The organism is Accumulibacter sp., assembly GCF_036625275.1.
Lineage (GTDB): Bacteria > Pseudomonadota > Gammaproteobacteria > Burkholderiales > Rhodocyclaceae > Accumulibacter.
Map to the genome: position 1 here is coordinate 1 of NZ_JAZKUD010000038.1, position 24,171 is coordinate 24,171.

Consider the following 24,171-nt stretch of genomic DNA (forward strand, 5'->3'; position numbering starts at 1 on the left):
CATCTGGAAAAGGTCATGTCTGCTCAGGTGCATCGCCCCGCGTCGCTCAGGTCGTCCGAAAGTGCCGCAACTATCCCATACAAATCATCACGCTGGAAGATTTTGTTGAGGGGGTGTGAACGATTACGGAATACAGAGAAGTAGCGCAGTCGGAAGTCGCTAGCGAAAAACAAAGGGCGCGTGCGAATAGACTACTTACAATTATTAATGATTTTGATTGGAATGGTGGAATAGGGGCTTTAGGCTATCTTGCCAATAAAATTGAAGTAGCATCACACTTTGAAGCGTAAATTGCTAACAAATCATTCCACCGGACCTTGCGCATAAAGCCGCGCAAGGCCGGTGAATTCAAACGTTCGGCCTCTTGATCCATGGCTATTCCCGACGACGATACTATTCAGCGTGAGTTGCTCGCCTTGATCGCTTCTCACCCAGAACGGCGAGTATTGGCGGCGGCTGCATACGAGCAACTCGCACAGCTTCATCCCGAGCTAACCCACGAGGAGCGAACCGAGAGATATCGGAACTCCGTGAGCAAGTGGGCCAACCGAGTTCAATTTGCGCGGCCTCATCTTGCAAACCGGGGTCTGTTGTATCGCGCTGGAGTTGGCCCAAGTGCCGCCCACGGGTATTGGGTCATTACTCCCAAAGGCGAAGAAAGAGCTAAAGCCCTTGGCCCTGCTGGGCAAACTGCGGCTATCGAAGAGCAAGTCGCCGCAGACCTCGCCTCTCTCGCTCTCGAAGAACAACTGGAAGAAGGTGGAAAGACTGCTCGGCTCGTGGCGTTCTATGAAAGGAACCCACAGCTTCGCGCCTCAGCAATCAAACTTCACGGCACCTCATGCAAAGCCTGCGGTTTCAATTTCGCTGACGCTTATGGCGAGCGCGGGAAGGACTACATCGAGGTACATCACCTAGTGCCAATATCAACGTACATCGAACCGACCGCCATTGATCCTGCGAAAGATCTGACTGTGCTTTGCTCCAACTGTCACAGGATGGTTCATCGCAAGAGAGATAAGCCGCTATCACTTGGCGAACTCATTGAAATTGTCAAAGAGCATGCGCCTCTGTAGTCCGCAGAGGCCGAACCCGGCAGTCGAGCGGACCTGCGCGAAAAGCCGCGCAGGCCGCTCACTTCTACGTTGGGCGTCACCCAGTGGAAAAGCGCTATCAGTAATGGAAACGCAGTTGAGCGATTTGAAGCGTGTCCCCCTCTACGCGATAAACAATCCGGTGTTCATCGTTTATGCGCCGTGACCAAAAGCCTGAGAGCGCATGTTTCAAGGGTTCTGGCTTGCCAATCCCTTCAAATGGTTGCCGCTGTATCTCCGCAACGAGCTTGTTGATTCGCTCGACCATTCGCCTGTCTTGCTTCTGCCAGTACAGGTAATCGTCCCATGCTTCTTCGGCGAAAATTAGTTTCACTCGGCCAACTTTCGCTCAATGCCTTTACCGGCGTTCAGATGAGCCACCGCCGAAAGAAGGCGCCTCGCATTGGCGGGAGTACGCAGCAAATGTGCAGTTTCCTCCAATGCCTTGTAGTCCTCGAGCGAAAGCATTACCACCGACTGCTCGCCGTTGCGGGTAATAATCAAGGCTTCGTGGTCGTTGCAAACGCGGTCCATTGTGCTGGCGAGGTTTGCGCGTGCGGCGGTGTAGGTAATGGCATCCATGGCAAGGCTCCGAACATGTACGCGCTACTGTACGCTGCCGTCGCCCCGTTGTCCAGCACGGCCGCCCTGACGCCCAACCCTGCGGTCAACCGGACAGCCAACAGCTGCGCTGTTGGTTCCCTACGCGCTTCGCGGGCTGCCGGTTACCTCCACGTGTGCGCCGGGCATGGCGCGTTATACCGTGCGCGGTCACAACTGCGCTTTCTGTAGGGTTTGAAAGTTGAGGCTCAAGAGGGAGTTCAGAGCCGTTTGGTGAATGGTATGGGTATCGTCCAGGCAACCTTGGATGGCGTTCATGAAGGAGCTGAAGTTGGGGTAGTACTTGGCATACAGGCACTGCTTTTTGACGAACTTCCACAATCGCTCGATGAGATTGAGATTGGGGGAGTACGTGGGGAGGAACAGCCACTCGATGTGAAGTTTCTCGGCGTGCGTTTTGACGAGTTCGCAGCATGGATAACGGGCATTGTCCAGGACGACCGTGATGGGCAGGTTCAGCGGCAAAGCCGCTAACTTGTCGAGCCACTCGCAGACGCTCAGGGAATTGAGATAAGTGGCATGGGTCACCGTGATGACCTGTTTGGTCACGGCATTGAGTGCGCCCAGGACGTTGAAGCGTTGGCGACCGGAGGGCGCCCTGACCCAGACCCGGGAAAAGCACCAAAGCACCGTCAAGAACGAACGTCTCGAGGGGCGTTGGTGTAGTAGGGTGATCTTGGGCATTCGTAGCGACGGCTACCCCGAGATTCTGGGCGTGAAGATCGGCGACACCGAGAGCTTCGCCACCTAGGACGAGACCTTTCGCTGGCTCAAGAGCCGGGGCCTCAAGGGCGTCATATTCGTCGTCTCTGACGAGCACGGCGGGCTCGTACAGGTGATTGTCAAACCCTTCCAGGGTGCGAGCTGGCAGCGCTGCCAGGTTCATCTGATGCGCAACCTGCTTTCGCACGCGCCGGTCAAGGTGCGCGCCGAGGTGGCGGCTGCGGCCAAGCTCATGCTCCAGGCGCCGGACAGGGCCGAGGCCGAGCGCCGGCTGACCGAATTCTCGCAGCGGTTCGCCAAGACGGCGCCCAAGGCCGTGGCCTGCCTGGAAGCCGGCTTCGAGGACGCGATGGCGGTCATGGCGCCGCCGGAGAAGTCCCGGCGCCGGCTGCGGACGACCAACCTGCAGGAGCGAATGAACAACCCCGCGGCAAGCCGCGGGGTATCAAAACCAAAGTCAACGGCAAAAGTGTGCGCCCCAAGGGGCGGGGAATCGAACCCGGAGAGATTGAACGAGGAGATACGGCGCCGCGAACGGGTGATTCGCATCTTTCCGAACGACGAGTCGGCGTTGCGCTTGATTGGCACCCTGCTGGCCGAGCAGAACGACGTCTGGCAGGAAAGGAAGTATCTCGACATGGACGAATTCGTGGAGTGGGGCGCCGCCCGTGCCGCCGCTGGCGAGGGCAACCCCGGGGTTGCCCTCGCCGGCTGAAAACCCTCCGTCATCAATCGAACTGGAGAGAATTTACAGCAGATTTTGGACTTGACTGCGTACGGCGCGGAAGGCAGCAGGAACGAAGCCTGCGAGAGGCTGGGACGCTTGAGGTGAAGGAAGGGCTGGAGAACCTCTGCTATCGTGGGGAGCTTGACGACCACACGGAGAGAGAGGAGCCCAGCCCATGCAGCGAATTGTAGCCAGCATCACGACACTTGAGCAGCATCTGGAGCCCCTGAGCAGGCAGCCTGAGACGTATCGACCCCGGAAAAACCATGACCGCGTTAGCCAAAAGGCCCTACGCCGATCAGCCAGGTATGGCCGTAGAAGGCAAAGCCCAGCCAGGTGACGAGGCCAATGCCGAGCACCAGCGCATCGCTGGCCCATCCTCGCACCGGGTAGGTCCGTCCAGCAATCCGGTCGCGGCGCCGCAACGAGACGAAACTCGCCACGGCCCAAACGAGGATAGGGCCGAACAGCATCGCGTCGGCCAGACTACCGTTGGCGAGCAGATGTGCCAATGCCCAGAGCTTGACACCGGTGACCATCGGATGGCCGACCCTTGCCTGGAGGTGGCTGCCGGGTACGAAGGCGGCGACCAGCAGAATGAACGCCGGCAGGGTCAGCAGGGCAGCCAGGTGGCGAGTCCCCCGCGGCGTCAGCCACAGGACCGGGGAATCCACGCGTGCCAGGCCATAACCCCAGATGATCAGCGCCAATCCGAGCACCGAGACCAGCGAGAAAACGCCTTTCCAGCGCATTTCGCCAAGCCGGGCGCGCTGGGTATCGCGCCAGTCGCCGGCGACGATGCGTAGCGAATGAGCGCCGAGGAAAACGATCAGTCCGATGACGAGATAGCTCATGATAATCAGCTCAAGGTGGTTTGCTCCGAGGTTCTTGGTGCCTACCTGGATCCCGGTATCCTCGACAAAGTCCCGGCGTTTGTCCTGCAGTCCATGCTCCGCGCCCATCGAACGATTCCGGCGTGCAAGCCGGAATGCGCCCTGCAGGGGAGGGAAACGGTCATGACTTTCATGATCGGGGAGTACCTGGAAAAGGCATGACCGTTTGGAAGAGGGTTCGTTCGCCAGCATGATCGATCGTTGCGGTCCTCTCCCGCCCGGACCACTGCCCGATCGCCAGCGGCGCTTGCCTGGCGGAAAATGGCTGCCGACCTACTCCGGCGGAATGCGCAGTACCTGGCCGGGATAGATTTTGTCCGGGTGCGTCAGCATCGGCTGGTTGGCTTCGAAGATCAGCGGGTACTTGTTGGCGTTGTCGTAGTGCCGTTTGGCGATCTTCGACAGATTGTCGCCGGCGACGACGGTGTAGAAGGTCGCTTCGGGTTCGCTCTGATCGACCGACAGCATGTCGCTGACCTGCGATACCCCGGTGACGTTGCCGCAGCAGAGGAGGATTTTCTCCTTGCTGGCCTGGTCACCGGCGACTCCGAAGACCGTCGCCGTTCCGCTTGCACCGTCAAAGCTTACCGTCAGGCCGGTCACCGGCAGGTTCTGGGTGTTGATGTAAGCCTCGATGGCGTCCGCTGCGGTACGATTCAGTTCGTCCAGGCGTGCCTTGACCGCCTCGTCGTCGGGGGCGCTGGCCAGTTCGGCCGACGCCGCTTCGCTATCCTTGGCGTGAAAAAGCTTCTCGCCTGCTTCCTTGACGAAATCCAATAAACCCATGTCGTTTGCTCCTGAAAAAGCGGCGCACGCTGGCGCCGGAAACCCCTCTTGATGGCTACCCTCGTTGGCAGACCCAAACCAGTCTAGCAGCTCCAAAAGCATTCTCAAAGGCAGCGCCATGGCCCCCGCTGCCAGCCCACCTGGCGATGGCTAGTGCATTGCTGCGGTGCGCCGGTGTGTGCGACACTCGCCCACTCGCTCAATCTGCCCTCGGATCCGCCCACATGCGCCCAATGCTGATCTCCTGCCCGGCCAGCCTGCTCGCCCTGGCACTTTCCTTAAGCGCCTGCCAGACTGCACCGCTTTCCGCCCCGCCCCCGACCAGTGCCCTCGAAATCCATATCGCGCACATCAACGACCACCATTCACACCTCGAGGCCATTCCGGACTTCGAGATTAGCCTCGACGGCGTGTCGACGCGCGTCGAGGCCGGCGGTTTTCCTCGCCTGACGACGCTGTTCAAAGCCAGCCAGGGTCTGCCGAACCTGTTGAAGCTGCACGCTGGCGATGCGCTGACCGGCACCCTCTACCATACCCTCTACCAGGGGGAAGCCGACGCGGCGCTGATGAACAGCGTCTGCTTCGACGCTTTCGAACTCGGCAACCACGAGTTCGATGAAGGCGACGCCGGCCTGCAGCGCTTTCTCGATGACTTGCGCAGCGGCCCCTGCCGGACCACCGTTCTCGCCGCCAATGTCGAAGCGGCGATCGGCACCCCGCTCGCGCCGGTCGCCGCCCATGATTATCTGCACCCCTATCTGCTCAAGTCATTCGGCAACGTCACCGTCGGCATCATCGGCATCGAAGTGCGCGGCAAGACGATGAATTCCTCGCGACCGCTACCGAGCACGCGCTTCGCAGACGAAATTGCCAGTGCGCAAAAATACATTGAACGACTGCGCGCGCAGGGCGTCCGCCACATCATCCTGCTCACCCACCAGGGCTATGCAGCCGACGTGGCGATGGCCGCACAGCTCAGTGACGTGGACGTGATCATCGGTGGCGACTCGCATACCCTGCTCGGCGATTTTTCGGCGATCGGAATCGACGCTTCTTCCGGCCCCTACCCGACGATCGTCCGCAACCGCGACGGCGACCCGGTCTGTATCGGCCAGGCCTGGGAATACGCCAAGGCTTTCGGCCTGCTGCAGGTTCGCTTCGATGCAGAAGGCCGCGTCGAGAGCTGCCGCGGCGAGGTGACCCTGCCGATCGGCGATGATTTTCGACAGAAGGATGCCAGCGGCACTTTCGTCGCCGTCGACGCGGTCACACGCGCGCGTATCGTCAAGGCATTGCAGGGACCCGGCGGCGCGCGCGTGGTCACTGCCGATCCACCCGCGCAGGCCCTCCTCGGCCGCTTTGCCAGCCGCCTCGAAGACCTGAAAAAGCAGCAGATCGGCATCGCCAGCGAATCGCTGTGCCTGGTGCGCGTACCCGGCGAATCGACCAACCGCAGCAGTGGCGTTGCCGGCTGCGAACAGGCCAATACCCTGGCACGCGGCAGCGACATCGCACAGGCCGTCGCCATCGCTTACCGGCAGGCAAGCAGGCTTGCCGACATCGCCCTGCAGAACGGCGGTGGCATCCGCAGCCCGCTGCCGCAGGGCGCAGTCAGTTTCAACACCGCGTACACCGTGCTGCCTTACAGCAACGTGCTTTTCGAACTGCAGCTCAGTGGCAGCCAGGTCGTGGAGGTGCTCGAAGATGCCGTCGGCAATTACCTTGATCGCGGCGGATCGGACGGCTCCCACCCCTACGCCGCCGGCCTGCGCTGGCAGCTCGACCTGTCGCAGCCGCGTGGCCGCCGCTTCAGTGCCATCGAGGTCCAGCGCAAGGGTGACGAAATCTGGCAGGCCATCGACCCACAAGGGCGTTATACCCTGGTGACCAGCGATTACCTGGCGACCGGCAGCGACGGTTATACGACGCTCGGCAGGGTCCATCAGACCGGCCACAGCGTGAACACCTATCTCAACTACACGCAAACCTTCGTCGATTACCTGCTGGCGCGCGGTACCGTCAGCCGACCGGCGGCCGCCGATTACAGCCACCAGCGGGTGATCAGTCGCGATGGCAGGGTGCTGCCCTGAGAGAAGCCTTAAAGACCATGAAACAACCATACATCGTCGGAATCGATCTGGGAACCAGCAATACGGTCGTTGCCTACAGCGCGCCTGGCAGGAGACAAGTCGAACTGTTCGAAATCGAGCAACTGGTCGGTCCCGGCCAGGTAGCCGCGCGGCCGTTGCTGCCGTCGGTGCGTTTTCATCCGGCCGCCGGCGAGATCAGCCCGGGTGATCTGCAACTGCCGTGGGTCACCGGGGAAGGCGGTGCACCGCTGGTCACCGGCCGCCTGGCACTTGATCTCGGGGCGCAGGTTCCCGGTCGGCTGGTCGCCAGCGCCAAAAGCTGGCTATCGCACGCCGCGGTCGATCGCCTGGCGCCGATTCTGCCTTGGGGCGCCGAAGAGGAGGTCGCCAAGGTTTCGCCGGTGCTGGCCAGCGCGAGCTATCTGGCGCATGTTCGCGCCGCCTGGCAACACCGTTTTCCCAAAGCGCCACTCGAACAACAACAGGTGATCCTGACCGTCCCTGCCTCCTTTGACGAAGGCGCGCGCGCGCTGACCCTCGAGGCCGCGCGACAAGCCGGCCTGACCAATCTGCGCCTGCTCGAGGAACCACAAGCGGCTTTCTACGACTGGCTGTTCCGTCACCAGCAGAGCCTTGCCGATGAACTCGCGGCAACGCGGCTGCTGATGGTCTGCGACGTCGGCGGCGGCACCACCGATCTGACGCTGATCCAGGTGGCGATCCAGGACGGCCAGCCGGTACTCACCCGCATTGGCGTCGGCGATCACCTGATGCTCGGTGGCGACAACATGGATCTCGCGCTCGCGCACCTCGTCGAGTCGCGCCTGCCGGCCAGCGAAGGCCGCCTGTCAGCGCCGCGCTTTTCGCAACTGACGGCGCGCTGCCGGGTGGCCAAGGAACAGTTGCTGGCTGCCGGTGCTCCCGAGACGGTACCACTGACGCTGCTCGGCGGCGGCTCGCGGCTGATCGGTGGCGCGCGCACGGTCGAACTGAAGCGCGAGGAAGTCCTGCAAGTGATCGTCGACGGCTTCTTCCCGCGCGTGCCACCCGATGCGCCCGTTCAGCAGCGGCGCGCCGCGATCGTCGAGTTCGGGCTGCCCTACCCCGCTGACCCGGCGATTACGCGCCACGTCGCCGCTTTCCTCAGACGACACGCGCAGGCCGCGCGCCAGGCACTCGGAGACGCCACCGACCCCGGCGGCGAACCAGGCCTGCCGGTACCGGATACGCTGCTGTTCAACGGTGGCGTTTTCCGTGCCGATGCCCTTGCCAAACGTCTGCAGGACACCCTCGGCGACTGGCGCGGTGCCGCGCTGCGCCTTCTGCACAATGATAACCCTGACGTCGCCGTGGCCCGAGGTGCGGTGGCCTACGCGCTGATCCGCCAGGGGCAGGGGCGGCGAATCGGTGGCGGATCGGCACGCAGTTACTTTCTGCTTCTCGACGACCAGGGACAGCAGCGGCGCGGCATTTGCCTGCTGCCGCGTGGTACGGAAGAAGGCCACGAAATCCGGCTGCCCGAACGCATCTTCAGTCTGCGCCTCGGCCAGCCGGTACGTTTTCACCTCGCGTCGTCGGTTGCCGACAATGCTTATCGGCCGGGCGAAATCAGCTTTCTCGACGACGATGATTTCGTTCGCCTGCCGCCCATCGCCACCGTCGTACAGGCGCCCACCGACAGCCATCAGCGCGAGGTGCGCGTGCAACTGAGCACCGCCATGACCGAAGTCGGCACCCTTGAAATCCACTGCGTCAGTGTTGACGATGCCGCCCGCCGCTGGTTGCTCGAATTTCAGTTGCGTGCCGACGACGGCCATACTGCCGTGTCGTCGACAGCCCTGCCGGCACGTTTCGCTGACGCCGTGCAATGTATCGAGCGCATTTTCGGGGCCAGTTCGCAACCGGTCGACAACAAGGAGGTGCGTCGCCTGCGCGGCCAGATCGAGCATCTGCTCGGCAAGCGCGAGGACTGGGAGATGCCGCTGCTGCGCGCCCTCTTCGACGTCCTGTTGCAGCGCGCACGGCGGCGCCGGCGGTCGCCGGAACACGAACGCCTGTGGCTCAATCTGGCCGGTTTCTGCCTACGTCCCGGCCTCGGCTATGCGCTCGACGAGTGGCGGATCGAGCAACTCTGCGACTTGTTTCCACAGGGAATCCAGTATGTGAACGAGAGCCAGAATTGGTCGGAATGGTGGATCCTCTGGCGACGCGCGGCGGGCGGCCTGCCGGCTGCCGTCCAGAACCAGCTCCTGGCCGAACTCTGGCCTTGGCTACGTGCCGAGCCGACGAAGAGCCGCAGTCGCCTGGCCGCGACCATCGCCGGCAGTCACGACGATATGCTGCGCCTGCTCGCTTCGCTCGAAAGACTACCCGTCGAACGCAAGCTTGAAGCCGGCGAATGGCTGCTCGAACGGTTTCGCAAGGGCTCGGAGAAAACGCTCGGCTGGTGGGCGATCGGCCGTATCGGCGCCCGCCAGTCGCTCTATGGCAGCGCTCACCAGGTGATCCCGGCCGAGACTGCTGGCCACTGGCTGCAAGCCCTGCTGGCGCTGGACTGGAAAAAGGTCGAACCGGCCGCTTTTGCGGCAACTCAAATCGCCCGTCTGACCGGCGACCGCGCGCGCGACCTGCCGGACGACATCCGCCACGTGGTTCTCGCGCGCCTGGCGGCAATCAATGCCAGCACCACCTGGATCAGGCAGGTGCAGAACGTCGTCGAACTCGACAAGGCCGACCAACGCCGCGCTTTCGGCGAATCCCTGCCGGCAGGATTGAAACTTGTGCCAGAAACCGGGAATGTCCTTCGGCAGGCTGCCGAATGACCCGCACAGACGCTCTCCGGAGAGGCCACCGGCGACCGCCAGCGCCGCCGTCAATGATCAAAAAATATCATTAACTTAGGCACTTGATGACAGTCATCGGGACGCCCGCGAGGCTCTCTGCAGATTGACATCGAAAGTCGGTATTCCGGATAATGGCCGCCGGCAAGGTCATTGACTGTGTTGCCAAAAGGTAGCGAAAGCTCTGGCCAGGGATCTTTTCAAGGAGTCAAGCATGCGTGCGAAGAGAAACCAAGATCGCCGCCAAACGAATTCCGGTCCACCGGCCGGGATAGCCGAACGCCGTTGCGGCAATGAACGCCGCAGGTTTCAGTTGACGGGAGAATCGATTGCAGAAGTGGAAGCGCGGCTGGCGGCCCTAGCGGGTCAACGCAACGAGGACTGCGAGGACGAGGGTTCCGGGTGGGACAAGGTGATTATTTCCCTGCACTAACGGTCATCACTTTTCCAGGCACCGCGGATCATGAAAGTCATGACCGTTTCCCTCTCCCCCAACCCCTTCCCCGAGTCGCTGACGCGACTTTGCCAGTCATCAGGTCCGGTTCGAACCGGGAGGAAGCGACTTCCGAGGTGAATTGTCGACCGCCGGCATCTGCAGGTCGCCGCGCCGTTCGAAGGGCACATTGCCCAAACCGGGAATATTGATGCGCCCGACGATCCGGTAGTCGACCCGCTCCTGGCCGCCCTTCTGCAAGTCGCGAAGCTGTTTCAGGGTGCTCCCCAGCGTACTGGTGGCCATCACCTCGAGTACCGCTTCACCAAATCTCGGAACGCTGACCGCCTTGTCCGACAGGCCCTTGACGAACGCCTGTCCATTGAGCTCGATCTCGAAGTTCAGGCCATTGATCGGCAATTCCACATCGTTCGGATTCTGGATTCGCAATTTGAGCAGGAAACGTTGTTCGAACAGGCCCAGTTGTACCAGATTCAGGCCGGCAACACTGACCTCGGGCTTTTGTGCAAAGCCTCCGAGTCCGGCACAAGCGCTCAACAGAGCGATCGACACGATCACCAGACATTTTTTCATGAGCACTCGCCACCGGCTTCCAGAACCCGCAATAACGACGCCGTATCCGCACGTCCCCAGCCCATTGCCATCAGGGCATTGAGTTGCTGATCGACCTGCGCGGCAACCGGCAGGGGAATCCCAAGACGATGGGCCTCGCCGATGACGATGCGGTAATCCTTGTGATGCAGGCGAGCCTCGACCCCGGCAACGAAGTCCCGATCGACCATTTTCCCACCCATCACTTCCAGGACACGGCTGCCGGCTGAACCGCCAGCCAGCGCCTGTCTTACCCTGGCCGGATCGGCACCGGCGGCGCGGCTCAGGTGCAGCGCCTCGGCCACGGCCTGAATCGCCGCAACCATCAGCATCTGATTGCACACCTTGGCGACCTGCCCGGCGCCGTGCCCACCGACATGTACAACCGATCTGCCGAGCAGTGCAAAGAGTGGACGCACCCGTTCGAGCACCGCCGCCTTGCCGCCCACCATGATCGCCAGCGTCGCCGCGATCGCCCCCTGCTCACCGCCGGAAACCGGCGCGTCGAGCATGTCGACGCCCGACCGGGACAGACGCTCGGCCAGCGAGTGTGCCGTTTGCGGCGCGATGGTGCTCATGTCCACCAGGATCGAACCCGGAGCGAATCCCGCCAGCAGGCCATCCGCGCCGAGCGTCAGATGCTCGACGTCGGCACCGGCGGTGACCATCGTGAATACCACCTCGGCGTATCCGGCGACGGCCGCCGCCGATGCGCAGTGCAGCGCTCCAGCAGCCAGCAGGGGCTCGCAGGACACGGAACGCCGTGCCCAGACCGCAACCTGATGCCCGGCCTGCAGCAGATGCAGCGCCATCGGCCGGCCCATCACACCGAGGCCGATGAAACCGAGCCGCATCAGGTCTCTCTCTCGCCGCCGGACAGACGCTCAAGCAGCTTGAGAATGGCAATCGAGTCCTCCTCGCCCAGTCCCGAACCGACCATCGCGTTATACATCTGTGCCGTCGCTGCCGACACCGGCAGGCACAGGCCCAGTTCGTGCGCACTCTGCATGACGATGTTCATGTCTTTCTGATGCATCCAAGACTTGAAACCCGGTTTGAAGTTGCGGTCCAGCATGCGTTGGCCGTGATTCTCGAGAATCTTCGAATAGGCGAAACCGCCCAGCAGCGCTTCGCGCACCCTGGCCGGGTCGACGCCGCTCCTGGCCGCAAAATTGAGCGCCTCGGCGACAGTCAGCACACCGACGCCGGTAACGATCTGGTTGGCCGCCTTGGCCACCTGTCCGGCCCCCGCATCGCCCACATGCACGATGTTCCTGCCCATGCAGGCAAACGCCGGTCGTGCGCGATCGAAAGCGCTTACCGTGCCGCCGACCATGATCGACAGCGTGCCGGCGATGGCGCCGACCTCGCCTCCGGAAACCGGCGCGTCGAGAAAATCGATGCCTTGCGCAAGCAGGCGTGTGCCGATGTCGCGCGCGGCTGCCGGCCGAATAGTGCTCATGTCGACAGCGATCAGGCCGCTTCTGCCGGCGCTCGCCACCCCCCGTTCGCCGAGCATCACCTGTTCGACATCGGGCGCATCGGCAACCATCGAGATCACCACATCGACCCCCTTGGCCACCTCGGCAGGGCTGGCCGCCGCATCGGCACCGGCGTCCAGCAAAGGCTGCATCGACTCCGCACGCCGCGCCCAGACGGTGAGCGGGTGCCCCCCGTGCAAGAGGTTCAGCGCCATCGGGCGCCCCATGATACCCAGACCAATGAATCCGATTTTCATTGCTGCTCCTGTTGTGATGGCCAGATCGCGCCCTGAAGTTCAATGTGAAAGTCGCGTATGCGACTCATGCCAGGACCGTCACCACGACGCTGCGCCGATGCGCCAGCGTCCGGTGTTCCCAGAGATAAATTCCCTGCCAGGTTCCAAGGCGTAGCTCGCCCTTGCCGATCGGGATGCCCAGCGAGCTGCCGGCGAGGATGTTGCGTGCATGCGCCGCCATGTCGTCGGCGCCCTCGTCATCGTGCAGATAAGCTGGGTCGCCGTCGGGTGCCCAGCGGGCGACCAGGGTTTCGAGGTCGCGGCGCACCGAGGGGTCGGCGTTTTCGGTGATCATCAACGAACAGCTCGTATGCTGGACAAAAACATGCGCGATGCCGGTCGACAAGCCGGAGGCGCGAACGATACGGGCCACCTCGGCGGTGATCTCGATACTGCCGCGCCCACGGGTGTGGACATCAAAGCTTTCCTGATAAGCCATCCAGCCCCTCCATCTGGTCCTCACGCAGCCCGTTTTCTTCCGGCGCGCCCATCAGAAAAGCCGGCAACCTGCGCTCCGATCAAGGTCCTCCGACTATCGTACAACGATGCTCGCCAGTGTAGCGATTCGCGTCTGATAAAACAAAGGGGCGTACACCGCGGATCGGGCCATTGCGCAATCAGACTCTGGTAATCTTGAGAACCTGATTCGTTCCACTCCTCACGAGGCACTGCCCATGCATTTCAACCTGTTAGCTCGCGTCCTGATCGGTGTGCTACTCAGTCTACCGCTGCCACTCCTTGCCCAGGAGCCTTTGCCGAAGGCCAACGAACATCGCGTCGCTCTGGTGATCGGCAATTCAAATTACGCCCACTCGCCACTCAAGAACCCCGTCAACGACGCGCGTGCGATGCGCGACAAGCTGAAGAAGATGGACTTTGACGTGATCATTCGCGAGAACATGAAGGCACGCGACATCGGTGGCGCGCTGCGTGAATTCCGCAGCAAGCTCAAGCCGGGTTCGATTGCGCTTTTCTTCTACGCTGGCCATGGCCTGCAGATTCGCGGCGAGAACTACCTGCCGGCCGTCGACGCCGAAATCTCCAGCGAAGAGGATGTTCCGCACCAAAGTCTGAACGTCAATACGGTTCTCAACACCATGGAGGACTCGAAAGCCGGGGTCAACCTCGTGCTGCTCGACGCCTGCCGCAACAACCCCTTCACCCGTAGCTTCCGCTCGGGCGCAGGTGCCGGTCTGGCGCGTATCCAGGCACCGAGCGGCACACTCATTCACTACGCCACACGGCCCGGTAGCGTCGCCGAGGATGGCGACGGCGTCAACGGCACCTATACCGCCGCGCTGCTGGCACAAATCGAAGAGAAAGGAGTGCCGATCGAGCAGGCGCTCAAGCGTGTGACGGTGCGCGTCAAGAACGCCACCAAGGGCAAACAGGAGCCCTGGATGGAAGGCAGCCTGACCGGCGATTTTTACTTCATCATCAGCGGACCCACGCAGATCAATATCCAGTCGGCACCGGCCGACGCCGACGCAGCGGCCTGGCAGGCGGCCGAAGCGGCCAATACCGCGGCGGCGTACCAGGCCTATCTCAACGAGTATCCAAAGGGCGTTTATGCCGCAGCCGCCCGCGTCAAACTCGCCGGCCTGGCAGCGCAGGGTCAGCCGGCGGCGGCGCCACGTGTAAAAAGCGAGCTTGCACCGCCTGAGGACCGGGATACGGTTTTATGGCAACAGGTTCAGGCGGCGGGAAACCGCGACTACTACGAAACCTATCTCAAGGAATTTCCGCGCGGCAAGTATGCACCACTGGCGCGCGCAGAACTGAAACGGTTGGCAGCACAGGAAAAGGAACTACAGGCACAAGCGGAGAAACAGGCCTGGGAGAAAGCCCAACAGATCAACAGCGAAGAGTCTTATCAGGGTTATCTCACTGAATACCCCCGAGGAACCTACGCCACCCTCGCTCAGGCAGCGCTGAAGAAGGTGCGCCGGGAAGAGGCGGCGGCACGCATTGCGCAGGGCAAGCTGAGCATGCGCGACCCGCAACGACCGACCGACGACCGCAAGGCCCTACCCGAGCGGCCAGAGAAGAAGAAACAGGACGAACTCCGTCAGGCCGCAATTGGCGAATTGAGCCTGGCACGTCTGTCGGCAGGCGATTACCCGATGGGCGCCGCAGCCGATGATGTCTCCGACAACCCTGAAGCGGACGAAGCCGCTCGCCCGCAACGCAACGTCAGAATCGGGAATTTCGAACTCGCCTACTACGAAGTCACCGTCGGACAGTTCCGCAAATTTGTCGAGGCCACGGCCTACCAGACCGAGGCGGAACGTCCGGGCCGCAGCCCTGGCTGTCATGTTGCCCGCAATGGGGGCGATTTCGTCATCGAACGTAGCGCCAACTGGCGTTCGCCGGGCTTCGCTCAAACCGATAGTCATCCGGTTGTTTGCGTCAGCTGGAATGACACGCAGGCCTATATCGCCTGGCTCAACGGCGGTGTTACCGGATACCACCGGCTGCCAAGCGAGGCTGAATGGGAATATGCCGCGCGTGGCGGCAGCGTCACGCCACGCCCGTGGAGCGATACCGGCAACTTCTTTGCCCGCGTGTTCCAGTCCAACAAGGGAACGGATCCCGACCAACCGCCGAGCCGCGCCTGCCGCAATGCCAATGTCGCCGATGAATCGCTGAAGAAGCTGCTGGCCTGGCCGGTCACCCATAATTGCAGCGATGCTCAGGCCTACAGCAGCAGCGGCGGCTATTTTGGCCGCAACGGCTTCAGCCTGTATGACATGATCGGCAATGTCAGCGAATGGACGCAGGACTGCTGGAACCCCAACCACAGCGGCGCGCCACTCGATGGCAAGGCACGCACCTCCGGCGACTGCTCGCAGCGGGTGATTCGCGGAGGTAGCTGGAGCAGCGGCCCGGCCTATGCCCGCTCCGCCGCGCGACAGAAGAACGCCGCATCCTATCGGGCCGCCGACCTCGGTTTTCGGCTCGCGAAGAACCCGTCCTGATCGCCGGGAGAGGTGGTCAGATCAACGACAGTCCCGTTTCAAGGTCGTTCTGCAAATCCACGACGGCTTCGAGACCAACCGCGATGCGCAGCAAGCCCTCGGTAATTCCGGCCGCTGCCCGCTGCTCCGGCGTGATGCGACCGTGCGTGGTCGAGGCAGGATGCGTCAGTATGGTTTTGGTATCGCCGAGGTTGGCGGTGATCGACAGCAGCCGGCAGCTATCGACGACCTTCCAGGCTTCGGCACGAGCGCCTTCGATTTCGAAGGAAACGACTGCACCACCGCTTTTCTGCTGGCGTTGTGCGAGTTCGAACTGCGGATGAGACGGCAGGCCGGGATAGTAGACGCGCGCCACCCGCGGATGACCTTCCAGCCATCGCGCCAGCTGCAAGGCCTTTGACGACTGCGCTTCGAGGCGAATCTGCAGCGTCTCCATCCCCTTCAGCAACACCCAGGCGTTGAACGCGGAGAGCGTCGGACCAGCGGTACGCAGGAACTTGAATACCTCATCGGTCAGTGTCTTCGGTCCGGCGACGGCGCCGCCGAGAACCCGGCCCTGCCCATCGAGGAATTTGGTCGCCGAATGAACCACCAGATCCGCGCCGAGATCAAGCGGGCGCTGGAGAATCGGCGTACAGAAACAGTTATCGACCGCCACCAGAACGCCCTGAGCGTGCGCAATGCCGACCAGAGCAGCGATGTCGGCAATCTCGGTCAACGGGTTCGACGGGGTTTCGAGAAAGAACAGCTTCGTTTCCGGCCGCATCGCGGCATGCCAGGCCGTGACATCGGTCTGGGCGACAAAGCTGGTCTGGATCCCGAAGCGCGGCATGATGGTCCCGAGCAACTGCTGGGTGGCCCCGAACAAACCCGTCGAAGCGACGATGTGATCACCGCTGCTGCACAGCGCCATCACCAGCGAGAGGATCGCCGACATCCCGGAGGCGGTGGCAATGCACGCCTCTGCCCCTTCCAGGGCGGCGAGACGATCCTGAAAGGCGCTGACCGTCGGATTGGTGAAGCGCGAGTACACATTGCCCTCTTCCTCACCGGAAAAACGGGCGGCAGCCTCTGCGGCCGTGCTGAAAACAAAACTCGAGGTCAGGTAGAGCGCTTCACTGTGCTCGTTGAACTGGCTGCGTTCCTGACCGGCGCGTACCGCCAGCGTCTCCAGGGAATATCCTCGCTTGCTCTCCATCGTGTTCTCCATCGCGCTCAGCCGGCCGACAGCAGGTTGAGATGCAACTGTTTTGACGCCCAGCGCTCTTCCTTGGTCGTTTTTTGGTGGCCCGTGCGGGCCATCTCGATCGCCGTCAGATACTCCGGACTGACGTCGCCGGTGACATAGCAGCCATCGAAACACGAGGTATCGAAATGACAAAGCGACGGCTTCAATTCATGGATCGAAGCCTTGAGCGCATCCAGATCCTGATAGACCAAGGCATCGGCACCGATTTCACGGGCAATCTGCTCACCGGTACGGCCGGTTGCAATCAGCTCGCTACGCGTCGGCATGTCGATTCCATAAACATTCGGGTAACGCACCGGCGGTGAAGCGGAAGCGAAGAAAACTTTCAACGCACCGGCAGCACGAGCCATCTCGACGATTTCGCGGCTGGTCGTGCCGCGCACGATCGAGTCATCGACCAGCAGGACCCGCTTGCCTTTGAATTCCTGCGCCACTGTGTTCAGTTTCTGGCGCACCGAGCGCGAACGCGTCGCCTGGCCTGGCATGATGAAAGTACGGCCGATGTAGCGGTTCTTGACAAAACCTTCGCGGTACGGGACGCCGATGCGTTGTGCCAGTTGCATCGCCGAAGGGCGACTCGAATCGGGAATCGGGATGACCACGTCGATCTGGTCGAAGGGAATGTGTTTGAGCAGTTTGTCGGCGAGATGCTCGCCCATGTTCAAGCGTGCTTCATAAACCGAAACGCCATCGATCACCGAGTCCGGCCGCGCCAGATAGACGAATTCGAAGATGCAGGGGGATAGTGCCGCATGCTGCGCACACTGGCGCTGATGCAAATGGTGATCGAGATCGATGAAGATCGCCTCGCCGGGGTCGACATCGCGAAGCACCTGAAAACCCAGGGTATCGAGCGCGACCGATTCGGAGGCAAAAAGGTACTCGGTGCCCTCGGGCGTTTCGTTGATACCGAATACCAGCGGTCGAATCCCGAAGGGATCGCGGAACGCAAGCAGGCCGTGACCGGCGATCATCGCCACCACCGCATAAGCCCCCCGGCAACGGCGATGCACCGCCGCCACTGCGGCAAAGATGGTGTCGAGATCCAGCCGACATCCCTTGGCGGTTGCTTGCAGCTCGTGCGCCAGCGTGTTCAGCAACACTTCTGAATCCGAACCGGTGTTGATGTGTCGCAAATCCTGACAGAACATCTCTTCCTTGAGTTGTTCCGCATTGGTCAGGTTGCCGTTATGTCCAAGAACGATCCCGAACGGCGAGTTCACATAGAACGGTTGCGAGAGGGCCGCGTCGAAAGCTGAACCGGCAGTCGGGTAGCGGCAATGGGCAATCCCCATGTTACCCGGCAGAGCCCGCATGTTGCGGGTGCGAAATACGTCGCGTACCAGCCCCGATCCTTTGTGCATATGAAACGCATCGTCTTCGGCGGTGACGATGCCGGCAGCGTCCTGACCGCGATGCTGCAGGACCATCAGCCCATCATAAAGCAGCTGGTTGACCGGCGTGGTGGCGACAACCCCGAGAATTCCGCACATAGTTTTTTCCCTACCCAAACCTGATTCGTTTCGCCACGTCGGATGGCAACCAGGACTTGCTGGCCAGAACGGCCGTTTCAAGCGGGGCAGCGAAATACGCCTCACTCCACCACTTCTCTTTCGGCAACGCCGTCATGCCGCCAGCGGCCACCAGGATCAAGACGATCAGCAGGCCGCGGGCGACACCGAAGATGACGCCCAGGAGGCGATCACTCAGAGTCATTCCCAGCGCCTTGATCAGGCGACGCACGGTCAGGCGAAGCAGTGCCATGACCACCAGCGTGGCCATGAACACCGCGACCCAGCCGGCCACGATGCGTAGCGTCGGGTCAGCAATGACGGTCGTAAACCCGCTCGCAAGCAGTGCTCCCCACCACTTCGCAGCGAAGAAAGCCAGTACCCAGGCCACCAGGGCGATGATCTCGCCAACCACGCCACGCCACACACCCAGCAACAGGGAGGCTGCGACGATCAACAGGACCAGGTAATCAAAAACTGTCATTGCCTGCCGGCGACGACCCCAGTGACGCCAATTTTCTGCAGTTGTTCGAGCGCCTTTTCAGCGGCTTCCCGATTCGGGAAAGGACCGGCGCGCACACGCGTCTTCTTGCCATCGGGTGAATCAAGAATTTCGGTATAGCTATTGACCCCGGCTGCGCTGATCTTGCTCTGCAACTGCCTGGCGTTATCGGCGTTGGCAAAGGCCCCGATCAGAATCACCCGTTGCCCACCAGATTTTGCCGCTGCCGCTTCAGAGGGCTTGCCGGCCGGAGCAGAATGCGAGTGATCGTCGGCAGGCGATTTGCTGGCCTCTTCGGAAGCGGTCTCTGGCGTCTTCTCGGCGGGCTTGTCAACCTTCTTGACCGGTGCTTTTTCAGGCGGCTTCTCGAACATTTTCTCGATCGCCTTTTCAGGCGGCTTGTCGGCAGTTTTTTCGACTTTCTTTTCGACTTTCTTTTCGACCGGTTTCTCGGGCACCTTTTCAATCGCCTTTTCAACCGGCTTGGCGGTTTTGGCCGCCTTGTCCGGCGAGGTCTCCGCCAGTTTGACGGGTTTCTTGTCGACTGTCTTCTCCGGGCCCTGCTCTGCCGGCTTGACGACTTTCTTCTCAGCCGCTTTCTCGGGTACTTTCTCTGCCGGTTTGGCGACAGCCTTGTCGCTGCTCTTCTCGACGGGCTTGACGACCGGGGCAGCAGCGGGAGCAGCAGCCGGCCTGGCGGGCGGCACGGCCACTGGCGATTGCTGAGACGCGCCGCCAGGTGACATGGCTTTCTGCGGCTCGCCACTGACAGCAGCCGCTGCGGGAGCGGCTGCCCTGGCTGCCAGATCCTTGGGTTGGTAAGGCAACTGCTCCTGACCAGGAATCCGTATCGGGACATCCTGCACTGCCTGCATCGGCTCCTCGTCCAGGACCATCGGCAGGATCACGGCAGCCAGTCCCGCGAACGCGACCGCGCCCACGAGGCGACGACGAGCCCGTTTCTTGAGCTGAAGTTGCGGATCAGGTGCTTCGGTCATCGCTGGAATCCACTCGCGTCACTTTGATCAGCGACCCTGTTGCATGCTGTGCATGACGGCCGCGACCGTGTAGAACGATCCAAAAACGACGATTTTACCATTTTCCTCGGCCAACTCTGCAGAACGCGCGAAGGCTTGCCGCGGTGAGGCAAAACACTCGACGCGACCGGGCAGGCCGGCACCGCTGACGGCCGCGGCCAGGACCGCCGCCGATGCGCCACGCGGCACATCGAGGTCGGCCAGTAGCCAGGTATCCACCTTGCCGGCCAAGGGCGCCAGCGAGCCGGCGATGTCCTTGTCGGCAAGCATTCCGACAACAGCAATCGTTTTGTTGGAGAAAGCCATGTCGCCCAGATTGTCTGCCAGAACGCCTACTGCCTGCGGATTGTGCGCCACATCGAGGACGATCACCGGGCGACCCGGCAACACCTGAAAACGCCCCGGCAAATCCAGTTCAATCAGCCCGCGCCGGATCGCCTGCATCGGAACCGGCAAGCGCTGTCCAAGCAAGTCGACGACGACCAGCGCGGCCGAGGCATTGCGCAGTTGGCAGGCGCCGCGCAAACCGGGATTCGCCAGGCCACTCCGGCGCCGGCCACCATGCCGCCAGAAGGCCCATTGCAAGCGATCTCCGAAATAACCGAAATCACGACCCAGCAGGTGCAGGTCGGCACCAATCGCCTGCGCATGTGCCAGCAGCGATTGCGGTGGTTCGGGATCCGCACAGACTGCCGGTCTGCCCGCACGAAAGATGCCGGCCTTCTCGAAACCAATGGCCTCGCGTGTCGAACCGAGCCAGTCGGTATGATCGAGCGCGACACCGGTCACCACGGCGCAATCAGGATCGTAGGCATTGACTGCATCGAGGCGGCCACCCAGCCCAACTTCGAGAATCATCACGTCGACCTCGCGGACGCGGAAGACCTCGATGGCGGCCAAAGTACCAAACTCGAAATAAGTCAGGGCGACATCGCCAGCGGCCTGTCGCGTCGCCTCAACGCGGGCAAAGGCCTCGCATAGTGAGGCGTCGTCCACCGGGGTTCGATCAATGCGCACCCGCTCGTTGTACTTCAGCAGATGCGGCGAAGTGTAGCAACCCACGCGGTAACCGGCGAAACGGTAGATTGCTTCGAGGTAGGCGCAGGTCGAACCCTTGCCGTTGGTGCCGCCGACGGTGACCAGTGGGCATTGCGGATGCTGGCCCAATTCCCGCTTGACGCGCTGGACTCGTTCCAGCCCCAATTCGATTCCCGCCTGCCCGCGTGGGTGAAGGCTTTCGAGGTGCGCCAGCCAGCGTTCAAGCGAGTGCTCAGGAGTCGCCGTTGCCGGGGTCCCGCCCCCCCCGTTGCTCATCCCGAGCCGCTCATGGCAATGCCGGCCACTTCTGCAACCATGCCAGCAAGCCGGCAATCCGCTCCTTCATCTCCCGACGGTCGACGATCATGTCGATCGCCCCTTTCTCAAGCAGGAACTCGGATCGCTGGAAACCTTCCGGCAGAGTTTCACGAACGGTCTGCTCGATGACGCGCGGACCGGCAAAGCCGATCAGGGCGCCGGGTTCGGCAATCACCACATCGCCGAGGAAGGCGAAGGATGCCGACACCCCACCCATCGTCGGATCCGTCAGAATCGAGATGAAGGGCAGTCTGGCTTGCGAAAGACGGGTCAATATGGCCGTCGTCTTGGCCATCTGCATCAGCGAAAACAGCCCCTCCTGCATGCGTGCACCTCCCGAAGCGGTGACACAAATGAACGGCCGCGCCTGTTCGATCGCGGCCTGGACGCCACGCACGAAGCGTTCGCCAAGCACCGACCCCATCGAACCGCCCATGAAGTCGAACTCGAAAACGGCGAGGATCACCGGCAAGGTATGGATCGAACCGCTCAGGACAATCAGCGCGTCGGTCTCGCCGGTGGCCTCGGTAGCATCCTGCAAGCGGTCCGGATAGCGACGACTGTCCTTGAACGACAGCGAATCGACCGGCAGCACCTCCGAACCGATCTCGGAACGTCCATTGACGTCCAGCAAGAGATCGACACGGGCCCGCGACTCCAGACGTTTGTGATGACCACACTTGGGACAGACATGGCAGTTACTCGCCAGGTCGGTTGCATAGAGCACCGCCTCACAGGCCGGACACTTGCTCCACAGGCCTTCGGGCAATGATGATCGGCGTGCGACACCGCTGTCATTGCGTTTGATTTTTGGCGGCAGCAGTTTGTTCAGCGAGCCCATGTCGTTCCTCCCGGGGCATTCATGACCGTATTCATCCCGCGCCGAATGTCGGCGACCAGCGCGAGCACCCTTGCGCAGGCCTGATCAGGTGGCGATTGCTCGATTTCTTCAATGATCCGGCTACCGACCACCACGGCATCGGCGATCGCGGCCACGGCGGCAGCCGTCGCGGCGTCACGAATCCCGAAACCGACCCCCACTGGAACGCCGGTGCGTGCCCGGATTTCCGGAAGGCGGGCGGCGACGGCCGCAACGTCGAGGGCTGCGGAACCGGTAACCCCTTTCAACGAGACATAATAGATGTAGCCACTGGCCAGAGCGCCCACCTGCGAGACCCGGGCATCGCTCGAAGTCGGCGCCAGCAGGAAGATCGGATCGAGGTCATGGCGATGCAGGATGCGGGCAAACTCGATCCCTTCCTCGGGTGGATAATCGACCACCAGAACGCCATCCACTCCGGCAGCAGAAGCGACGCCGGCAAAGGCCTCGACGCCCATCGACTCGATCGGGTTGGCGTACCCCATCAACACGATCGGAGTCTGCTGGTCGTCGACGCGGAAGCTCTCGACCAGTTCGAGCACCTGGCGCAGGCTGACGCCTTTCGCCAGAGCCCGCTCGGAGGCCCGCTGGATGGTTGGTCCATCGGCCATCGGGTCTGAGAAAGGCACGCCCAGTTCAATGATGTCGGCACCGGCCCTGACCAAGGCATGCAGCAAGGGCACGGTCAATGCCGGATCGGGGTCGCCGGCCGTGATGAACGGGATCAGGGCCTTGCGCCCCTGCGCCTGCAGGCGCTCGAATACAGCCTGTATTTTTGTCATGGTCAGAATTTGATCCCTGAGCGATCGGCAACGGTGTGCATGTCCTTGTCACCACGACCGGAGAGGTTGACCAGCAGGATCTGGTCCTTTGCCAGGGTCGGTGCCAGCCGGGTCGCATACGCCAGGGCATGGCTCGACTCCAGCGCCGGAATGATGCCTTCAAGACGACACAGGTCATGAAAAGCCTGCAGCGCCTCGGCATCACTGATGCTGACGTACTCGGCACGACCACTATCCTTGAGCCATGCGTGCTCCGGGCCAACTCCCGGATAATCGAGACCCGCCGAAATCGAGTGCGTCTCGGTGATCTGGCCGTTCTCATCCTGCAGCAGATAGGTTCGATTGCCGTGCAATACACCGGGACGACCCGCCGTCAATGAGGCGGCATGATGTCCCGTGGCAATCCCCTCGCCCGCCGCCTCAACGCCGATCAGACGCACCCCGGCAAGCGGAATGTAGGGATAAAAGATCCCCATCGCATTCGAACCACCGCCCACACAGGCAATCACGGCATCGGGCTGGCGACCGCACTGTTCCTGCATCTGCGCGATCGACTCGCGACCGATGACCGACTGGAAGTCGCGCACCAGCATCGGATAGGGATGCGGACCGGCGACCGTACCGATGATGTAGAAAGTGTCGGAGACGTTGGTCACCCAGTCACGCATCGCTTCATTCAAGGCATCCTTGAGTGTCCTGGAACCGCTGTTCACCGGCACCACCACGGCCCCCAGCAGTTTCATGCGATACACATTGGCTGCCTGCCGCCGGATGTCTTCCGAGCCCATGTAAACCACGCACTCCATGCCATAGCGCGCGGCCACGGTGGCCGTCGCCACGCCATGCTGGCCGGCGCCCGTTTCAGCAATCACGCGGGGCTTCCGCATGCGCCGCGCCAGCAGGGCCTGACCGATGCAGTTGTTGATCTTGTGTGCGCCGGTATGGTTCAAATCCTCGCGCTTCAGGTAAATCCGGGCACCGCCGAGGACTTCCGACCAGCGTCTGGCGTAATAGACCGGACTGGGCCGGCCCACATAATGTTTGAGTTCATCATCGAATTCGGCGACGAACTGCGGATCCCGCTGCGCGGCGGCATACGCTTCCTTGAGTTCATCAAGCGCCGCGATCAGGGTCTCGGCAACGAAAACGCCACCGTAGGGGCCAAAATGGCCTCTGGCGTCTGGCAAATCGTAGTCATGCTCGGCCATCAAAATTCTCCTTGCGACAGGTTGGGGCAGCGTGCACTGCCTCTGAGAAAACAATCCGACCGTCGCACCTCA

General features: G+C 62.0%; 21 protein-coding genes and 2 pseudogenes. 6 read left to right on the forward strand and 17 right to left on the reverse strand.

All coding sequences use genetic code 11. The annotated features are described in order from the left end of the window. Positions 1–371: 371 nt before the first annotated feature. Complete coding sequence (locus V5B39_RS12765; RefSeq protein ID WP_332343274.1) at positions 372–1,076, forward strand: winged helix-turn-helix domain-containing protein; 705 nt, start codon at positions 372–374, stop codon at positions 1,074–1,076. Between the two features lie 97 nt (positions 1,077–1,173). Here V5B39_RS12765 and V5B39_RS12770 read toward each other — a convergent pair whose 3' ends face one another. From V5B39_RS12770 to V5B39_RS12780, 3 genes and pseudogenes are all read right to left on the reverse strand, one after another. Further along, a complete protein-coding gene (locus V5B39_RS12770) occupies positions 1,174–1,428 on the reverse strand; it encodes a Txe/YoeB family addiction module toxin (RefSeq protein ID WP_332343275.1) in 255 nt (84 codons plus the stop codon). Further along, complete coding sequence (locus tag V5B39_RS12775; RefSeq protein WP_332343276.1) at positions 1,425–1,676, reverse strand: type II toxin-antitoxin system Phd/YefM family antitoxin; 252 nt, start codon at positions 1,674–1,676, stop codon at positions 1,425–1,427. Before V5B39_RS12775 ends, V5B39_RS12770 begins: the two co-directional genes overlap by 4 nt. Positions 1,677–1,865: 189 nt before the next feature. Continuing rightward, a pseudogene (locus tag V5B39_RS12780) lies at positions 1,866–2,357 on the reverse strand (transposase); the annotation flags it as partial. 28 nt (positions 2,358–2,385) lie between these two features. Between V5B39_RS12780 and V5B39_RS12785 the strand changes: the two are divergent. Beyond that, a pseudogene (locus tag V5B39_RS12785) lies at positions 2,386–3,153 on the forward strand (IS256 family transposase); the annotation flags it as partial. 287 nt (positions 3,154–3,440) lie between these two features. Here V5B39_RS12785 and V5B39_RS12790 read toward each other — a convergent pair. Further along, positions 3,441–4,019, reverse strand: coding sequence for an NnrU family protein (locus V5B39_RS12790; protein ID WP_332343307.1), 579 nt, complete (start codon positions 4,017–4,019; stop codon positions 3,441–3,443). Between the two features lie 312 nt (positions 4,020–4,331). After that, on the reverse strand, positions 4,332–4,844 hold the full coding sequence (gene lysM, locus V5B39_RS12795) for a peptidoglycan-binding protein LysM (protein ID WP_332343277.1): 513 nt from the start codon (positions 4,842–4,844) through the stop codon (positions 4,332–4,334). A gap of 224 nt (positions 4,845–5,068) precedes the next feature. On the opposite strand from lysM, the gene V5B39_RS12800 reads away from it, so the two are divergent. From V5B39_RS12800 to V5B39_RS12810, 3 genes are all read left to right on the forward strand, one after another. Beyond that, positions 5,069–6,934 (forward strand): bifunctional metallophosphatase/5'-nucleotidase, encoded by a 1,866-nt coding sequence (locus tag V5B39_RS12800; protein ID WP_332343278.1) that lies wholly within the window; start codon positions 5,069–5,071, stop codon positions 6,932–6,934. Between the two features lie 17 nt (positions 6,935–6,951). Beyond that, on the forward strand, positions 6,952–9,756 hold the full coding sequence (locus V5B39_RS12805; protein ID WP_332343279.1) for an Hsp70 family protein: 2,805 nt from the start codon (positions 6,952–6,954) through the stop codon (positions 9,754–9,756). Positions 9,757–9,988: 232 nt separating this feature from the next. Continuing rightward, a complete protein-coding gene (locus V5B39_RS12810; RefSeq protein ID WP_332343280.1) occupies positions 9,989–10,207 on the forward strand; it encodes a hypothetical protein in 219 nt (72 codons plus the stop codon). Positions 10,208–10,306: 99 nt separating this feature from the next. Here V5B39_RS12810 and V5B39_RS12815 read toward each other — a convergent pair whose 3' ends face one another. The 4 genes from V5B39_RS12815 to V5B39_RS12830 form a co-directional block, all read right to left on the reverse strand. Further along, positions 10,307–10,801 (reverse strand): LEA type 2 family protein, encoded by a 495-nt coding sequence (locus V5B39_RS12815; protein ID WP_332343281.1) that lies wholly within the window; start codon positions 10,799–10,801, stop codon positions 10,307–10,309. Continuing rightward, the gene (locus V5B39_RS12820) at positions 10,798–11,673 is read right to left on the reverse strand and encodes an NAD(P)-dependent oxidoreductase (RefSeq protein WP_332343282.1); all 876 of its coding nucleotides are present in this window, start codon (positions 11,671–11,673) and stop codon (positions 10,798–10,800) included. The genes V5B39_RS12815 and V5B39_RS12820 overlap by 4 nt, the downstream gene beginning before the upstream one ends. Continuing rightward, positions 11,673–12,557 (reverse strand): NAD(P)-dependent oxidoreductase, encoded by an 885-nt coding sequence (locus V5B39_RS12825; protein ID WP_332343283.1) that lies wholly within the window; start codon positions 12,555–12,557, stop codon positions 11,673–11,675. Before V5B39_RS12825 ends, V5B39_RS12820 begins: the two co-directional genes overlap by 1 nt. Positions 12,558–12,621: 64 nt before the next feature. After that, entirely contained in the window at positions 12,622–13,035 is a 414-nt protein-coding gene (locus tag V5B39_RS12830; RefSeq protein ID WP_332343284.1) for a secondary thiamine-phosphate synthase enzyme YjbQ, read from the reverse strand. Positions 13,036–13,270: 235 nt separating this feature from the next. On the opposite strand from V5B39_RS12830, the gene V5B39_RS12835 reads away from it, so the two are divergent. Then, complete coding sequence (locus tag V5B39_RS12835; protein ID WP_332343285.1) at positions 13,271–15,574, forward strand: SUMF1/EgtB/PvdO family nonheme iron enzyme; 2,304 nt, start codon at positions 13,271–13,273, stop codon at positions 15,572–15,574. A 16-nt stretch (positions 15,575–15,590) separates the two neighbouring features. Here the strand turns inward: V5B39_RS12835 and V5B39_RS12840 are convergent, their stop codons facing one another. The 8 genes from V5B39_RS12840 to trpB are packed head-to-tail and all read right to left on the reverse strand — an operon-like array spanning position 15,591 to position 24,099. After that, positions 15,591–16,772 (reverse strand): O-succinylhomoserine sulfhydrylase, encoded by a 1,182-nt coding sequence (locus tag V5B39_RS12840; protein WP_434735694.1) that lies wholly within the window; start codon positions 16,770–16,772, stop codon positions 15,591–15,593. Positions 16,773–16,789: 17 nt separating this feature from the next. Then, entirely contained in the window at positions 16,790–18,316 is a 1,527-nt protein-coding gene (purF, locus tag V5B39_RS12845; RefSeq protein WP_332343287.1) for an amidophosphoribosyltransferase, read from the reverse strand. 10 nt (positions 18,317–18,326) lie between these two features. Then, positions 18,327–18,818: a CvpA family protein gene (locus V5B39_RS12850; RefSeq protein WP_332343288.1), complete on the reverse strand. Its 492-nt coding sequence runs from the start codon at positions 18,816–18,818 to the stop codon at positions 18,327–18,329. Then, a complete protein-coding gene (locus V5B39_RS12855) occupies positions 18,815–19,834 on the reverse strand; it encodes an SPOR domain-containing protein (protein WP_332343289.1) in 1,020 nt (339 codons plus the stop codon). Before V5B39_RS12855 ends, V5B39_RS12850 begins: the two co-directional genes overlap by 4 nt. A 27-nt stretch (positions 19,835–19,861) precedes the next feature. Beyond that, a complete protein-coding gene (folC, locus tag V5B39_RS12860; protein WP_332343290.1) occupies positions 19,862–21,187 on the reverse strand; it encodes a bifunctional tetrahydrofolate synthase/dihydrofolate synthase in 1,326 nt (441 codons plus the stop codon). A gap of 10 nt (positions 21,188–21,197) precedes the next feature. Then, on the reverse strand, positions 21,198–22,070 hold the full coding sequence (accD, locus tag V5B39_RS12865; protein ID WP_332343291.1) for an acetyl-CoA carboxylase, carboxyltransferase subunit beta: 873 nt from the start codon (positions 22,068–22,070) through the stop codon (positions 21,198–21,200). Further along, the gene (gene trpA / locus V5B39_RS12870) at positions 22,058–22,891 is read right to left on the reverse strand and encodes a tryptophan synthase subunit alpha (RefSeq protein ID WP_332343292.1); all 834 of its coding nucleotides are present in this window, start codon (positions 22,889–22,891) and stop codon (positions 22,058–22,060) included. Before trpA ends, accD begins: the two co-directional genes overlap by 13 nt. Positions 22,892–22,893: 2 nt before the next feature. After that, positions 22,894–24,099 carry a tryptophan synthase subunit beta gene (gene trpB / locus V5B39_RS12875; protein ID WP_332343293.1) on the reverse strand — a complete coding sequence of 402 codons (1,206 nt, stop codon included), beginning with the start codon at positions 24,097–24,099 and terminating at the stop codon, positions 22,894–22,896. Positions 24,100–24,171: the final 72 nt, after the last annotated feature.

Coding starts and splice junctions, on each gene's coding strand:
- V5B39_RS12765 (WP_332343274.1), top strand. CDS start 372: ATGGCTATTCCCGACGACGATACTATTCAGCGTGAGTTGCTCGCCTTG.
- V5B39_RS12775 (WP_332343276.1), bottom strand. CDS start 1,676: ATGGATGCCATTACCTACACCGCCGCACGCGCAAACCTCGCCAGCACA.
- V5B39_RS12790 (WP_332343307.1), bottom strand. CDS start 4,019: ATGAGCTATCTCGTCATCGGACTGATCGTTTTCCTCGGCGCTCATTCG.
- lysM (WP_332343277.1), bottom strand. CDS start 4,844: ATGGGTTTATTGGATTTCGTCAAGGAAGCAGGCGAGAAGCTTTTTCAC.
- V5B39_RS12800 (WP_332343278.1), top strand. CDS start 5,069: ATGCGCCCAATGCTGATCTCCTGCCCGGCCAGCCTGCTCGCCCTGGCA.
- V5B39_RS12805 (WP_332343279.1), top strand. CDS start 6,952: ATGAAACAACCATACATCGTCGGAATCGATCTGGGAACCAGCAATACG.
- V5B39_RS12810 (WP_332343280.1), top strand. CDS start 9,989: ATGCGTGCGAAGAGAAACCAAGATCGCCGCCAAACGAATTCCGGTCCA.
- V5B39_RS12815 (WP_332343281.1), bottom strand. CDS start 10,801: ATGAAAAAATGTCTGGTGATCGTGTCGATCGCTCTGTTGAGCGCTTGT.
- V5B39_RS12820 (WP_332343282.1), bottom strand. CDS start 11,673: ATGCGGCTCGGTTTCATCGGCCTCGGTGTGATGGGCCGGCCGATGGCG.
- V5B39_RS12825 (WP_332343283.1), bottom strand. CDS start 12,557: ATGAAAATCGGATTCATTGGTCTGGGTATCATGGGGCGCCCGATGGCG.
- V5B39_RS12830 (WP_332343284.1), bottom strand. CDS start 13,035: ATGGCTTATCAGGAAAGCTTTGATGTCCACACCCGTGGGCGCGGCAGT.
- V5B39_RS12835 (WP_332343285.1), top strand. CDS start 13,271: ATGCATTTCAACCTGTTAGCTCGCGTCCTGATCGGTGTGCTACTCAGT.
- V5B39_RS12840 (WP_434735694.1), bottom strand. CDS start 16,772: ATGGAGAGCAAGCGAGGATATTCCCTGGAGACGCTGGCGGTACGCGCC.
- purF (WP_332343287.1), bottom strand. CDS start 18,316: ATGTGCGGAATTCTCGGGGTTGTCGCCACCACGCCGGTCAACCAGCTG.
- V5B39_RS12850 (WP_332343288.1), bottom strand. CDS start 18,818: ATGACAGTTTTTGATTACCTGGTCCTGTTGATCGTCGCAGCCTCCCTG.
- V5B39_RS12855 (WP_332343289.1), bottom strand. CDS start 19,834: ATGACCGAAGCACCTGATCCGCAACTTCAGCTCAAGAAACGGGCTCGT.
- folC (WP_332343290.1), bottom strand. CDS start 21,187: ATGAGCAACGGGGGGGGCGGGACCCCGGCAACGGCGACTCCTGAGCAC.
- accD (WP_332343291.1), bottom strand. CDS start 22,070: ATGGGCTCGCTGAACAAACTGCTGCCGCCAAAAATCAAACGCAATGAC.
- trpA (WP_332343292.1), bottom strand. CDS start 22,891: ATGACAAAAATACAGGCTGTATTCGAGCGCCTGCAGGCGCAGGGGCGC.
- trpB (WP_332343293.1), bottom strand. CDS start 24,099: ATGGCCGAGCATGACTACGATTTGCCAGACGCCAGAGGCCATTTTGGC.